Source organism: Saprospiraceae bacterium (assembly GCA_016716185.1).
Taxonomy (GTDB): domain Bacteria; phylum Bacteroidota; class Bacteroidia; order Chitinophagales; family Saprospiraceae; genus Vicinibacter.
Genome location: JADJWV010000002.1, coordinates 331,693 through 346,785 on the forward strand (window position 1 = coordinate 331,693; position 15,093 = coordinate 346,785).

A 15,093-nucleotide genomic window follows, 5' to 3' on the forward strand; every position below is an offset into this window, starting at 1 on the left:
CTAACTTTACGAGAAATATCTATTTTGAAAAATATGAAATATTTAGGTCTATTTGCTTTGCTATTATTAATAGCTGCTTGCGCTCCGACTATTTATGTTGCTCCTGACTTTGATAAAGTTAAAAATAAACATAAGGTGGTGGCCATTCTTCCTTTCAATGTCCAAATCAGTGCAAAGAATTTACCCAAGAACGTCACCCAGGAAATGATTCGCGAAGATGAGCAAAAAACGGGTTATGCCATTCAGGGGCACTCGTATACTGCTTTTCTCAAAGAATCCGGCAAACGCAATTATACCGTCAAGTTTCAGGACATCGATAAAACAAATTCTACGCTGGCCAAAATGAATGTTGGCTATACGGATCTGAAAGCCAAAGGCAAAGAAGAATTGTGTAAATTGCTGGACGTGGATGCCGTCATATCGGGTGATGTGCACATGGAGAAACCCATGTCGGAGGGCAGTGCCATTGCCGTTGGTCTGTTGTTCGGATACTGGGGAAGTACCAATAAAGTAAATGTCACCATGAGCATTCACGAAAAAACCCAAGGCGATTTGTTGTGGAAGTACGACTGGGTGGCTGAAGGCGGTGTAGGCAGCAGCAGCGAGCAACTGGGCAAGAACCTGGTTAAAAACGTCTCTAAGAAATTTCCTTACCAGAAACAGTAGGCAGTAGGCAGTAGGCAGTAGGCAGTAGTCAGCAGTTAGTGGTCAGTAGTGAAACGATGGTGATTGGGAATGTTGTGCAGTTATCAACTATTGGTTGTGAAATGAAAAAACTAACAACTGTTCGTTCTCATTAACGGTATTCAACATTTAAGCTTTCAATAGAGTGAAGTATGATGATATTAATCGTATAGACCATACCCAATTTTTTTAGTTCTACATATAATAGTATGGGGACCTCGATTAGAATCTGAAATGGATTTTTTAATAATGACAAAGGCTGACGGATCAACAAATGATGGAAATCCCAACACTTCAGGAAAAGCAGTCATTAATTTTGTCCTGCTTCAAATATAAAGCTTTCATTTTCTATTGAACATTTAAAGAGTCCCGCAGATCTCGCAGATTGCGCAGAAATTTTGATTTCGTTTTAATAGGGAATTTGGGTTAGCTCTTGGTCAAATCAAATCATTTTGGAAAGCAGAATAAGATTCTGAAAAAAATTTTACTGATGGATTATTTTCACCCTAATAAGTGTGTAAAAATTGTTGAAAAGCAAAATTGAACATTTAAAGAGTCCCGCAGATCTCGCAGATTGCGCAGAAATTTTGATTTCGTTTTAATAGGGAATTTGGGTTAGCTCTTGGTCAAATTAAATCATTTTGGAAAGCAGAATAGGATTCTGAAAAAAATTTTACTGATGGATTATTTTCACCCTAATAAGTGTGTAAAAATTGTTGAAAAGCAAAATTGAACATTTAAAGAGTCCCGCAGATCTCGCAGATTGCGCAGAAATTTTGATTTCGTTTTAATAAATATTTGTTTTTGCCTAAAAGATGCTTGTAATATTTGCCTTTTTAACCTTCAGACTTCAACCTTCAGCCATCAGTCATCTTTACAGCAGTTGCCTGATAAACTGATCGATTTTGAGTCCGTCCGCTTCTGCTTTGTAGTTGAGAACAATTCTGTGCCGGAGAACCAAGCCTGCTATAGCCTGTACATCTTCAATGTCAGGAGAATATTTACCAAATAAGGCAGCATGACATTTGGCACCTAAAACCAGATATTGAGAGGCTCTGGGTCCGGCTCCCCAACTGACGTACTGATTTACTTCTTTAACAGGGTTGTTGGCATGAGGACGGGTGCGGCTTGCAAGAGAAACCGAATACTCGAGAACATTATCTGCAATGGGTATTTTTTTAACCAGTTTCTGGTAATCCGAAATCTCAGCTGCATTGACAACGTTTTCAACTTTTGCCAAATGATCTGAAGTCGTTTGTCTGACGATCTGCAATTCTTCTTCATAATTCGGATAGTCCAGTAATATATTGAACATGAAACGGTCAAGCTGTGCTTCGGGTAAAGGATAGGTTCCTTCTTGTTCAATGGGATTTTGGGTTGCCAATACAAAAAACGGACTGGGAAGCGTATGTTTGACTCCACTCACGGTGATATTTCTTTCTTGCATGGCCTCGAGTAGAGCAGATTGGGTTTTTGGAGGAGTCCGGTTGATCTCATCAGCTAAAACTATGTTTGCAAAAAGAGGACCCCGGTTAAATTTGAATTTTCTGTCCTCATCCAGGATCTCCGAACCTGTAATATCTGAGGGCATGAGGTCCGGCGTAAACTGAATGCGTTTAAAACTCAAATCCAAAGCTTCTGCTATCGTATTGATTAATAAGGTTTTAGCAAGACCAGGTACGCCTACTAACAAACTGTGACCGTTGCTGAACAAAGAAATCAGGGTGGCTTTAATAACATCGTCCTGACCAACAATGATCTTTCCAATTTCACTTTTGAGTTTCTTATAAGACAGTGCCAGGCTGTCTATTCCTTCTACATCTGATTTAAACTGCATTCTTTTCCTAATTAAAAGGCGCAAATTTAAACATTAAGACCTTTAATTCCGGCCGTCCCGTAAATATTAACGCCATGAAAACAACAAGCCCCAATCAAATAAGCTGCCCGGGATGGAACAGGCATGTTCGTAGCTTTACATTCCGCATGCGTTGGCTGCTGTTATTCATGAAACCTACTTGCAGGTACTATCTGCTTTTGCTTCGGGTAGTTTTAAAAATTCGCCTGTACCTGCATCCTGACGGTGTGTATGGATTCAGATCGGGCTGCTTTTCTGGCCTGGTATGAAATCTGGAGCTGGATCACCGGACTTATTTTGTAATCGGACTGAAGACTCCATCTGAAATTATGGCCATCGCCAAAACCTTCCAGTAATGAATATTCTGCCAGACTGCCCTTTATGCCATTATATTCTGCCATCAAATAGTAGAATTGCAAGCGTAGAGTCCATCTTTTTTGCAGATAAGCAGACAACTGAAAGTCTGTATCATAGGTGTTACTGGATGCTTGTGAAAATTGCTGTTCGTCAATTTTTTTATAACTCACGACGACTTGAGTTCTCAGATTTTTATGGATGCGAATTACGGCTCCGGGGCTCAGCACAAAAGTCCTTGTTTGAAAATTCTGATCTGCATAAAATTCACTGTTGCGCCTCTCTTTTTTCGAACGCATTTCGAGAAGCAGATCGATGTTGTTATTCAAACTGTATCTGGCTTTTAGCTGAGGGTCTTTTACAGACTTTTCGTCGGTACCTGAAGTAGTTAAGATCTTCTGTCTGTTTTCTGCAAAAGCGAGTTGCATCTCAAACTTATGATGTCCTCTGTTGTAATAAAGGGATTGCCGGAAAAATGATTGATAAGAAATGGTTTGATCCGGATGAACTAAAAAAACAAATGGATTTATTCTGTCGCCGGTGGGGCTTTCTTCGTTTACCTTGGAAGAAAACCTCAGGGAGGATTCAAAAGAGATGGATCGCAAAGCGTTTTTCCAAATTTCTCCGCTTTTCTTGAATGACCTGAAATCAAATTGAACGACTTGGTTAAAACTGTTTTGGTAGCTTTGTTGGTATTCCGAATTAAATAACTGAAATCTGACAAATCGCGCCGTATCGATATTTGGCGCATAGACGTATTCCTGGATTTGCCTGATTTGGTCTTTGTTGAAATCTATATAGATGTAATTGCCTTCTCCCGGTTTTCGTTCTTCAAACACGAATTCCTGAACAGGCTCTACTCCACTTTGCAATTCGTAATAATTCCGGATTTGCACTGCATTTTTAAACAGACTCAGACGGTGATCGAATAGTCCGAGAAAATAAAATTGCGCCAGCGAATCATCCAAAATCCGGTTCTGGAAATTCAACTTTCTGCCGCTGAATTTAAAATCCCAGCTACCAGACGGGCTTTTCTGAATTTGAGTTTCCAATCCGATTTCGAGCGAACGACTGTGTGCCGCAAAATCAGGACCGTCTATACGTTTATCTTCGCGGTATTTCAATACGAGGCCGGAGCTCATAAATGGATGGAAGTTGTTGCGGATCCTGCATTCATATACATCAAAGGAAAAACTGCCTGCGGACAAGCTGTCGGATGGAGACGATTGGATTTGGTTTTGATCCCTGAAAGCTTTGAATTCTAAAGCAAAACGATCGTTGAATTTTCTGTTGAATTCAAGAGCAGGCCTGAAGAAAGAGAAAGTCCGGGTGTTTTCTGTTGAATTCATCTGGTTCAAAAACAAACGAACGTTTGTTAGTTTGTCCTTCCACCGGCCTTGAGCGGTATGCCGGGTTCCTTTATAAAAATCGGTCCGGTAAAGGCGGCTGTGTGTATATTCAAAATGTGAATTCGTTCCGATGCTCATCTCCACTGAAAGTTCCGGCAAATGTTCTGTTCCGGCCTTCAGAGTGGATAAATTCCAATCTCGATTGAATTCGACAGAACGGAACGGTTGGATGAAAGAAAAATTTTGATGTACAAATTCATAGTGGAATTTGGATTTCAGGATGAGCAGTGAATCAAATAATTGCAGTCCGGGTGTATTCATTTCTATCCTCGCAGCTGCAGCTTTGTTGTCGTCGTCTTCCAGCGATGACAATCTGTTTTTATCTTTCGAAGAATATGCAAGCTCCAAGGAAAGGCTTGCGTCATTTATAGATTTTATCTGCATGCCGCCGGTGATCATCCATTGCGAAACAGGTGCTATTAAGCCAATGACGGGTTCGTAATTTCCTCGGGGCAATCCGCTCACGGGATCGGGGCTTAACCATTCGTACACCCTGCCATTCGCTGTTGTTTGTTTGAGAGTATAATGACCTTTTCCGGGTCCAACTTCGGAGAAATTTACTTGCAATGCTGAGCTGTCTGCTTGCGCATCGTAATACAGATACGAAAAAATTTGCGGGTTGCCCTGGATGGTTGCGATCGTATCCCGCTGCCGGTAATAAACTCTGTTGATGTTGTATTGCAATCCGGCCTTTTGAATTCCGGATCGGACAGCGAGTTCGGGCTGGTCACCGGCAGATTGCAGGATGCTTTTATCGAGGGAATCCAGGTCAGACGAGATTGCGCTTTGTTTGCTATCCTGTTCGTTGAAAATGTTGAAGTAGAATTTGGTATTCCCTTTTTGAATTTGACTTTGGTGCAGAACCAAACTTCTCGTATAATTTTGATCGAGATATTCGAAATCGACCTGGATCCTCGATTGATCTGTGATCAGTCGACCGGACATAAATTTGATCTCCGCAAGATTGTAATCGATGATATAGTCATCAGTTTCACCTCTTTGTAACAGTTGTCCGTCAAGCCAGACTTTTTCACTTCCGGATAGAATAATTATGAATGTTTCGCCTGAATTTCCGAGTAGACGGTAAGGTCCCTGGTTTCCATTTTGGGTGATCAGAGTTTGCCTGTTGGATTTTCCTTTTGAAATGGCAAGGGCAGTTTTATTTTGGAGCTTCCATTTCTTCAAGGGCACTTCCGTTTCAAGTAAGCCACCTTTATTTTTTTTGAAATAATTCATAAAATATCCGAAAGGCTTTTCAACCTCAAAATCACCTGCAGTAAGCGATTGGTTCTTCCTGGTAAGTTTGATAAAAATTCTGTCAAACTCCTGAATTTGACGAGTATTACCATCTGCCTGGAAGGGAATTTGCTGATCGGATATGGCCCCACTGATGGTGATTCCATCGCCTAAATCTCCGCTCAACTGAAGATTTAAATTTGAGTTCAAAACCAGAGATTGGCTGTTGCCACTGCTGATGCCCCGGGTGAAGTTACCACTGTACTGAATACCCGGAGTTTTCCATGCGGTTTTTTTGACGGGATTGTTTGGAGATTGCAAGGCGTATTCAGGAGTTAATGGAAAAAGTATGGATTGCGTATCGTATAAAAAAATTCGGTGATTTTCTTTAAATGGGAAAACCCTGTAACAAATTCTGAGACTGTCTGATGAAAGACGATGGTTCAGGAAAATTTTTTTTGAAACAGAATCATAAATAAAATCTGAATTCAATCGCCTGTTGTTTTCAAAAATAATTATAGACGAGGGTTCAATGATATAAAATTCATTGATGCTGATTTCCTGATTTGTTGGGACGACTAAACAACGCAGTGATTGAATTTGTGAATTGGATATATTAACAGTAATTAGTCCAACCAATACGGCAAAATGCAATCTGATGAAATTCCAATGGGCTCGAACTAATTTTAAAAAACGAAAGGCAAGAGAAAAATATAGAAAATCCGTATGCGGGCTCGTAATCTTCTTGCAAAACGGAGCTGAAATTCCAAATCTGAAAAGTGAATCAGTGATAAACAAAATTGCCAATTCTGAAAGCAGATAAACAGAATACAATACTGACTATACAATAAATACCGAAGAGTAAAAACTCCGATTGTATAAGCAATCCCATGTTCTCACCACTGAATGTTGAGAAGGTTGACAGGCCGCCACAAAAACCGATCATGAGAAAAAAGGAGATCCAGTTTTCTTCTGGAAATTTATGATAGGCTGTAAAACAAATCCCCAAAATAAAACTTGCAGAAACATTGGCGATTAAGGTGGTTATTGGAAATTTACTGTAGGGAAATATAGTCAGTAAGCTAATCCAATAACGGCACAGGCTACCCAGTCCACCCCCTAAAAAGATCAATAAACATTTATAAAGGGTCATGTTTTATTTTCGATTTGAATTTTTTCAAATAAATTAAGGCAGAAGTCAGAAAAATTCCGAAAGCCACAATGCAAACCAGCAATAAAAGATTTCCGAGATTTTGTGCAATCAAAACAAAGAGCATCATCATGGCATTGATTCCTACCAGGACAATTGTTGCTTGAAGGTGATTTAATCCCGAATCGACCAACAAATGGTGTATGTGCCTGCGGTCAGCGTTAAAAGGGGATTGTCCGGTAAGGATCCGAACCACAAAAACCCGAAGCATATCAAAAAGGGGCAAAAATAAAATTCCAATAGCAATGGCAGGTGCGGCTCTGAATTTTGAAGCAGGGTCATCAGAATGGTATGATAATTCAATAAAACTTATTGTGAGTATCGAACAAATCATTCCAATCAAAAGCGACCCTGTATCTCCCATAAATATCTTAGCGGGCGTGAGATTAAATTTTAGAAAAGCTATGAGCGAACCAACCAATGCGAATGAAATAATAGCAAGTACAATTTGGTCGGCCAGATAGAACCAGGCCCCGTAAGCACTTGCGATGAGAATACCCATACTGCCGCCGAGTGCGTTGATCCCATCAATAAGATTGAAAGCATTGACTATGACGACTATAGTAAATAAGGTAATTATCAAACTCCAGATATAGGGGAGGTCGTCTACAAAAAAAATTCCATAAAAACTGGTAATGCGGATGTTGGCTTTAAAGATTAAAATCAAAGAAGCAAAGACCAACCCAAGCATTTTTTTATATGGAGTTAACGGAATGATATCATCCTTGGCTCCTATAAGGAATATAATTATAAACGAACAAAGAATGTATTGTAAATCACCAAATAAGTGAAATGGCGTCCAAAGAACAATTGAAAACAAAACCCCGGCAAATATCCCGATTCCGCCGAGTGTTGGGATGCTCCGCTTGTGGGCTCTGCGTTCATCAGGCTCATCGGTCAAACGTTTGATCTTTGCGATATTAATGATCGAAGGAATGATCAGATAAGTAAGAATAAAAGCAGTTAAAAAGCTAAGAACCAGGCGATAAAACATTAAAAATGTTATATTAGTAAAGCAAAATAAAGACATTTCATCAAATTTTTTCCCAGTTTCTTGGGAATATCTGATAAAACATGCCAATGGCTGAGTAATTCCTGGCTTCGCTTTCGTCGAAAATCGATGGGGTAAATCCATATAGCTTGACTAATTTCCAATTAATTTTACCCGTTGGAATGAGCGAATCAATCAGAACACAAATCGATCAGCAGAAACTACCTAAACACGTGGCCATTATTATGGATGGCAATGGCCGTTGGGCAAAACGCGAAGGCAAACCTCGTTTAATGGGGCATCGCGAAGGGGTGAACAGCGTTAAGGCTATTGCTGAAGCTTGCGCTGAATTGGGAATTCCCTATTTGACTTTGTACGCGTTTTCAACCGAAAACTGGAACAGGCCCTTGCTGGAAGTTACGGGGTTGATGGATTTGCTGGTGGAAACTTTGCGACATGAATTGGAAAGTCTGAGTCGCAATGGCATTCGGTTGCAAGCGATCGGCGATTTGGGTCGGTTGCCTTCCAAAACCCGGGACGTATTGATGGAGGCAGTGGATGCGACCCGGAATAACAAACGGCTGACTTTGGTGCTAGCTTTAAATTACAGCGCCCGCTGGGAGATCCTTCACGCAGTAAATCAGCTTGGCAGCCAAATCAGAGATCGTGAGTTGAATTTGCCCATCAGCGAGGAGCAGTTTACGGGAGCACTCAGTACGGCAGGGATACCCGATCCCGAATTGTTGATTCGCACCAGTGGAGAACATCGCATATCCAATTTTCTTTTGTGGCAACTGGCCTATACAGAATTATACTTTTCAGAATTATACTGGCCTGAATTCCGCAAAACCCAATTGTTGGAAGCCTTATCCAACTACCAGCAACGCGAGCGAAGGTTTGGCAAAACTTCCGAGCAACTCTAAGGAAACAATACCCTGGAAGTTCATTTATCGGTAAACGCAGCTATGGGGCGGTCTAAGAACATCCCTTCCGTATTGTCGAATAAAATAGATATATGGTTATACTACAGCTATTTATATATTATAATTTTATTTTTATGATTATTTGTAACTAATAAATTAGTTAATTAGCGTAATACTTCGTTAATTTGTACGTTTAAATTCTGATCGGGTATGAAAAAATTAACTGCAGGCGAAGAGATGATCATGGCGGTTCTTTGGAAAATCGGACCGGCAACGATTGGGCAAATCATGAAAGAAATGTCTGCGCAGTCTATGGAGCACATGCCAGCACAAAGTACCGTATCTACTTTTTTGAGGATACTGGTAGATAAAAAATTCTTGCGATTTAAATCCTATGGAAAAACCTACGAGTACTTTCCTTTGGTGAGCAGGGAAGAATACAGCAATCAATCTTTGAATCACCTGGTTTCGTCTTATTTTAATAACAGTCCAATTGACCTGGTTTCTCAGCTCATCGATCAGGAAAAAATTGACTCCGCCGAATTGCTTCAACTCATTGAAAAACTTAAACACAAATAAACCGTGATTGCCTTGTACGTCGAATTGACCCTTTATTGGTTTTTGTGCTGGTGCATTTACCACATGTGCTTTTCTAAACTCAGTTTTTGTTCACTGAATCGTTTCGTATTAATCGCGTTCATATTTTGTCCGGTCCTCATTCAATGGATACCACAGGATTGGTTAATGACTTCAACTTCCGGCTTCCACGAATTTAAAATCCAATGGCATGAAATGGTTGTTTTGCCAGAACAATCGTTTGCGCCTGGTTTATCTGCAAATTTTATCTACCTGGCTATGGTTTGTATTGCAGGGCTCTTTTGGTTCAGATCATTTTTACAACTCAGGGGCATCACCCGACAAGCCGTTCGAAAGTCCGGTGATTCTGGGATTGTTTATTATCTCCCCGGGAATACCATACCTTTTGCATTTTTGAATAGAATTTATTTACCCTTGAATTTGAAAGATTCGCCAGACGTTGTCTGCATCATTCGTCACGAGCAAGAGCATATCTCAAGAATGCATTATATTGATCTTTTGGCGCTTTCGTGTTTGCGAATCATCTTTCCATTTAACCCCATGCTCTGGTTGCTGGGAAGATCCTTGCGCATGGTTCACGAATATGAAACCGATCAGCGCATGAAAAAATTTGTCGAGCCAGATAAGTATGCAAGACTATTGGTTCGCACTGCTGAAAAATTCACACCCGTGAATGCTCAACTCGCACATGCATTTTTTTCAATCACCATTAAATCAAGAATCATGATGTTATTTTCAAAATCTTCAAAAATTCAAACGCTCCGCTACCTGATGTTGCCACTTGCCCTGGGCTTGGTTCTGTTTTTGCACGCTCAAAGCACTGCCGTACTCGAAAAAATTCCCTATTCGGTTGATTCCGGAACCGATACCGAATCCGCAATGGATGCTGACTCCGGAAGCCAATCAACCAAGATCATAGAAAGCGATGGACCCAACTATTTAAAAGCAGAGAAAGAGCCCAGCTTTCCCGGAGGTGTGTCAGAACTTATAAAATTCATCAGTAAGCATTTGAAATATCCGGAAGCAGCCAGGAAAAAAGGCATAGAAACCACCTGTTACGTCGAATTGAAAATACACCAGGACGGGCGCGCGGAAATCAAAAACCTGAAAGGCAATCAACATGAACATTTTACGGCATGTATTGAAGAAATAGTGGGCCAAATGCCCAAATGGATTCCCGGACAGGCCGATGGAAAAAATGTGACCTCCACGGTGACCTTGCCCATTAAATTTAAATTGGACGAAAAGAATGTGGATAGATGACGGGAGATAGAGGATAGTGGTCAGATATTGATAATGATGTTAACATTTGTTAGTTTATTGATTTCTAAAGGCGTAAAGCATAACCATTATGCATTATACCAATTCATGCAATGGAATCCGGTTTTTTAGCTTAAAGGCTAAAGTCTCAAGGCTTAAGGCTTAAGGCGTAAGGTTAAAGGCTGAAGGCGTATGGCTAAAGGCGTAAGGCGTAAGGCCAAAGGTGTAAGGCGTAAGGTATAATCATTATGCATTAACCATTTTTCATTATCCATTACACATTTTTTTCTCCTCCCAATTCGTATTGAGTAAGCAAATCAATGGATTCATCAATCGTTGCTATAAGCCGGTCTATGATCAAAAGATAAAATGGACCTGGATAGCCTTCTGATTGTACGCGTTGTAAAGCATCAAAGTAAGATCGTCTTGCAGATTGTTCCCCTTTTAATATGGCGAGTGGATATCCATTCATTATTAGAATGAGATTCATAACGAGACGCGCTGTGCGCCCATTGCCATCAATAAAAGGGTGAATGGTAACCAGTCGTTCGTGTAATTCTGCAGCTAAAATAACGGGATGCAGTGATTTGACATTTTTCTGGTAAAAATGAAAATAGTCTTCGATGAGTTTGGGTACCAGGTAAGGCTCAGAGGGTACATGTGCAGATCCTAATATTCTCACATTGACATTTCTGTAACGGCCTGCATTCATGCGATCAATACCGCGGAGAATCAACGCATGAATTTGTAAAAGCACGGATTCAGTAAAAGGAGCTTTGCGCAAATAAACATCTTTAATGAATTCAATGGCTTCACTGTGGTTAATGGCCTCAAGATGTTCGTTCATCGTTTTTCCACTAATGGTGATTCCTTCTTTGATCACCATCATGGTTTCATGAAGGGTCAGGGTATTACCTTCAATTTTATTGGATTCATGGGTATAGCTCAGTGAAAAGTATTCTTCAATTTTGGTTTCGTGAATTTTATTTTTAGTATGTATTTTTTTCCATAATAGTCGTTTCTCATCCAGCTTTAGAAGTTGGCTGCGAATTTCAGGGTCAATGGTTAGAATTCTGTTCTGCTCCTTTTTTAAAAGGTACTCAATACGGGATTCTGCAAGATCGATGACTTCATTGGGGTTTACTTCCAGAGAAAGTAAGCGATACACTTTATCTGCAAGATAAAACTTGCGAAGTTGGGAATATTCGAGTTTATAGGCTTTGGAAAGCAATGACAACTGATCTTCGGTTGGTAAACGGCTTCCATTTTCAAACTTGCTCACTAAAGCCTGATCAATACCGGACCATGAAGCGATGTCCTTGATTTTAAGGCGAAGGGACTGCCGTTGGGATTTTAATAATTGATGGAGTGTAAATACCATAAAACAAAATTATTGCCTTTTTGAAGAATGACAAAAACTGTCATGAACAATTTATTCATTTATTTTGATTTTTAAATATATTTAATAAATTATACATCTTTAAAATATGGATAATCAATGTTTTAATTAAATCTTATGAATTTTTGGAATCTAAAGAATTAAAGCATACACACTTCTACCTTTCCGGAGAATACTTAACTTTGCCGCCGCAATTTTAAACCCTCCCTGACGTTTATTAAATTTAGTCTGGAAACAACATGATCCGATCCATTATTTTATCAATTCTTTGCTTAGCTATTTCAAACCTTTTGTTTGCACAGGAACAAGTATTTGTACCTTATGATGCAAAGGTTTACGAGATTACAAGCATCCGGGTTTCCGGAAATGAATTCAGCGATGGGAATGCGATCATCAACATCTCCGGATTAAAGAACGGGCAAAAGATATCAGTGCCGGGGCCGGAAATTCCAAATGCAATTAAAGCCATATTTAAGCAAAGGTTGTTTACGCAGATTGACATCCGTCTCGAGGATCTGACAGGTCAACAAGCTGCTTTGCATATTATGGTCACTGAAAAACCAAGATATTCTTCCCATTCTTTTAAAGGTGTCAAAAAATCAGCACACGACGATTTAAATATCATTGTCTCCAATCACCTTCCTAAAAATGCAGTCTTTACCGAGGAACTCAAACTGGCCTTATCGGAAAGCCTGGAAAAATTTTACATTGAAAAAGGTTTTTTCGATGTAAAGGTTGGTATATTGGAAATACCGGATGAAAAAAAGACCAATGCGGTAAAACTTGTCATCGACATTCAAAAAGGGGAACGGGTGAAAATTGACGATATTACTTTTTCAGGAAATAAAGAAGTTTCTTCACGTAAACTCCGCAAACAACTGAAAGAAACCAAACGCAAAGGCAGAATTTTTTCCAAATCGAAGTTTGAAGAAGAAAAATACAAAGAAGATCTGGAGCTTCTCATCGCTTACTACAATAAAGAAGGCTACAGGAATGCAAGTTTATTAGGAGATACCATATGGCGTGATGAAAAAGGCAGGTTGCGCATTCATATTGATTTATACGAGGGAAAGAGATTTTATTTCCGCAATATTTACATCAAGGGCAATTCCCTTTATACCGAACAGCATATTAAAAATGTGCTTGGTATTCAAAAAGGGGATGTCTACAATCAGGAATTGCTGCAAAAGCGTTTGAGTTTTTCAGATGACGGGCGTGATGTAAGTAGTTTGTATATGGATGAAGGCCATTTGTTTTTCAGAGCAGAACCCATTGAAACCGGCATAGAAAATGATTCAGTTGATATCACCATTCGAATCACAGAAGGTCCCCCGGCGACTATTGACCGCGTTGTGGTCAAGGGAAACGATCGCACCAATGAACATGTGATTCGCCGGGAACTGAGAACACGTCCTGGCCAGAAATTCAGCAGATCGGATATCATCCGTTCGCAAAGAGCCATCATGGCCCTCGGATACTTCAATCCGGAAACGATGGACATCGGGACTCCGGTCAATCCGAGAAGAGGAACAGTTGACATCGAATACCAGGTGGAAGAGCGTCCATCGGATCAGCTCGAATTATCAGCCGGTTGGAGTGCATTCGGATTGATTGGTACTTTGGGTGTGGTGTTCAATAATTTTTCAACAAGAAACATTTTCAAAAAATCAAGCTGGAGTCCGTTGCCCCAGGGAGACGGGCAAAAACTTTCTTTACGCGCACAAACCAACGGTCGATATTATCAGTCTTATAATTTTTCTTTTACCGAACCCTGGCTGGGAGGAAAACGGCCGACATCTTTTACCCTGGGAGGTATCTTTAGTCGCACCGATAATTCTGCATTTTCATCCTCTTTGGATGGTGGACTGAGTATTTTCCGGCTTTCAGGAGCTTTGGGTACGCAATTAAAATGGCCTGACGATAACTTCGCAGTAAGCACCGGACTCAATCTGGAGCGAATCCGTCTCGACAATTATACCGGATTCAGAGCCGGATCTGCCATTGTCAATAATGGCGATTTTTATAATATTTCCTTAAAAACTACCTTTATACGGAGCACAGTTTCTGATCCGCTTTTTCCAAGATCAGGTTCTCGTTTATCTCTCTCTGTACAGCTGACTCCTCCATATTCTTTGTTCAGAAGTGGATGGAATCCCGATTCAGTAAGTGTTAGTGACCGCTACCGTTGGGTTGAATATCACAAATGGAGATTTGATGGCGACTGGTATCTGAATCTTGCCGGCAAACTGGTACTCGCTTTCAATGCAAAAATCGGATTATTGGGTTATTACAACAAGGACCTCAAAGCACCACCTTTTGAAAGATTTGTCGTAGGTGGTGACGGACTGAACAATCAAACATTTACAGTCACCGGGCGCGATATTTTTTCTTTGAGGGGGTACGAAGTTGAAGAAGTAAAAGCCAAAACCGTCGATGAATATAATTTCAAAGACCTCACCGAAGATGCCACGATGTTCAGTAAGTTTACGATGGAACTTCGATATCCTTTATCGCTTAACCCAAGTGCAACGATGTATGCATCTCTTTGGGCACAGGGCGGCAACTCCTGGAATTCTTTCCGCGAGTTCAATCCATTCCAACTCAAGCGTTCAGTAGGTGCGGGTATCCGTATCTTTTTACCGATGTTTGGATTACTCGGATTCGATTATGGAATCGGATTCGACAAACCCTGGCTGGATGCCAAAACGACGAGCTGGAAGGATTATGCGAAATTCAGCATTATCCTGGGATTTGAGCCGGAGTAGGGTGGAAGTCTTTAAGGCTTAAGGCGAAAGGCCAAAGACCAAAGGCGAATGGGAGAAGCTTAAAAAGGGGAAAGAAACAGTTGTTAGTTTATGTGAGCTTAAAGCTCAAAGCGGAAAGCAAAAAGCTTTGTCCATTGTAAGTGAAAGAAAAATTTTGGAGATCGAAAATCATGAAATTGTGCAATCCTCGACTGAACGATTTGAATCATAAAAAAAAATGGATCAGTTGAGTAGGGAGCGTGCTGAAATTTCATTTCGTTTTATTTCCCGCACCTGCCCGACTGATATTTTGTTTTAAAATAAAGGAAAACTTATTCGGTCAGGCGGGGATGGCGCAGATTTTTAATCCTTCTAAATTTCTGTAAGCTATATTTTCATTTAATCCAACTGTGTAATCTCTGGTTAAAAGC

10 protein-coding genes are annotated in these 15,093 nt (G+C 40.3%); 5 read left to right on the forward strand and 5 right to left on the reverse strand.

Going from position 1 to position 15,093, the window contains the following annotated elements:
• Positions 1-33: 33 nt before the first annotated feature.
• The gene (locus IPM34_03175) at positions 34-666 is read left to right on the forward strand and encodes a hypothetical protein (protein ID MBK8954544.1); all 633 of its coding nucleotides are present in this window, start codon (positions 34-36) and stop codon (positions 664-666) included.
• Between the two features lie 892 nt (positions 667-1,558).
• On the opposite strand, the gene IPM34_03180 is transcribed toward IPM34_03175, so the two are convergent.
• The 4 genes from IPM34_03180 to IPM34_03195 form a co-directional block, all read right to left on the reverse strand.
• Positions 1,559-2,521, reverse strand: coding sequence for a MoxR family ATPase (locus IPM34_03180; protein MBK8954545.1), 963 nt, complete (start codon positions 2,519-2,521; stop codon positions 1,559-1,561).
• Positions 2,522-2,733: 212 nt separating this feature from the next.
• Positions 2,734-6,177: a hypothetical protein gene (locus IPM34_03185; GenBank protein MBK8954546.1), complete on the reverse strand. Its 3,444-nt coding sequence runs from the start codon at positions 6,175-6,177 to the stop codon at positions 2,734-2,736.
• 145 nt (positions 6,178-6,322) lie between these two features.
• Complete coding sequence (locus IPM34_03190) at positions 6,323-6,691, reverse strand: CrcB family protein (protein ID MBK8954547.1); 369 nt, start codon at positions 6,689-6,691, stop codon at positions 6,323-6,325.
• The gene (locus IPM34_03195; GenBank protein MBK8954548.1) at positions 6,678-7,742 is read right to left on the reverse strand and encodes an undecaprenyl/decaprenyl-phosphate alpha-N-acetylglucosaminyl 1-phosphate transferase; all 1,065 of its coding nucleotides are present in this window, start codon (positions 7,740-7,742) and stop codon (positions 6,678-6,680) included. The genes IPM34_03190 and IPM34_03195 overlap by 14 nt, the downstream gene beginning before the upstream one ends.
• A gap of 179 nt (positions 7,743-7,921) precedes the next feature.
• Between IPM34_03195 and IPM34_03200 the strand changes: the two genes are divergently transcribed.
• The 3 genes from IPM34_03200 to IPM34_03210 all read left to right on the forward strand — a co-directional run bounded on the left by IPM34_03200 (position 7,922) and on the right by IPM34_03210 (position 10,522).
• Entirely contained in the window at positions 7,922-8,662 is a 741-nt protein-coding gene (locus IPM34_03200) for an isoprenyl transferase (protein MBK8954549.1), read from the forward strand.
• Positions 8,663-8,872: 210 nt separating this feature from the next.
• Entirely contained in the window at positions 8,873-9,241 is a 369-nt protein-coding gene (locus IPM34_03205) for a BlaI/MecI/CopY family transcriptional regulator (protein ID MBK8954550.1), read from the forward strand.
• Between the two features lie 3 nt (positions 9,242-9,244).
• The gene (locus IPM34_03210; GenBank protein ID MBK8954551.1) at positions 9,245-10,522 is read left to right on the forward strand and encodes a M56 family metallopeptidase; all 1,278 of its coding nucleotides are present in this window, start codon (positions 9,245-9,247) and stop codon (positions 10,520-10,522) included.
• 271 nt (positions 10,523-10,793) lie between these two features.
• On the opposite strand, the gene IPM34_03215 is transcribed toward IPM34_03210, so the two are convergent.
• On the reverse strand, positions 10,794-11,900 hold the full coding sequence (locus IPM34_03215; GenBank protein MBK8954552.1) for a Fic family protein: 1,107 nt from the start codon (positions 11,898-11,900) through the stop codon (positions 10,794-10,796).
• 257 nt (positions 11,901-12,157) lie between these two features.
• Here IPM34_03215 and bamA point away from each other — a divergent pair, with 257 nt between their 5' ends.
• On the forward strand, positions 12,158-14,683 hold the full coding sequence (gene bamA / locus IPM34_03220) for an outer membrane protein assembly factor BamA (GenBank protein MBK8954553.1): 2,526 nt from the start codon (positions 12,158-12,160) through the stop codon (positions 14,681-14,683).
• Positions 14,684-15,093 lie beyond the last annotated feature (410 nt).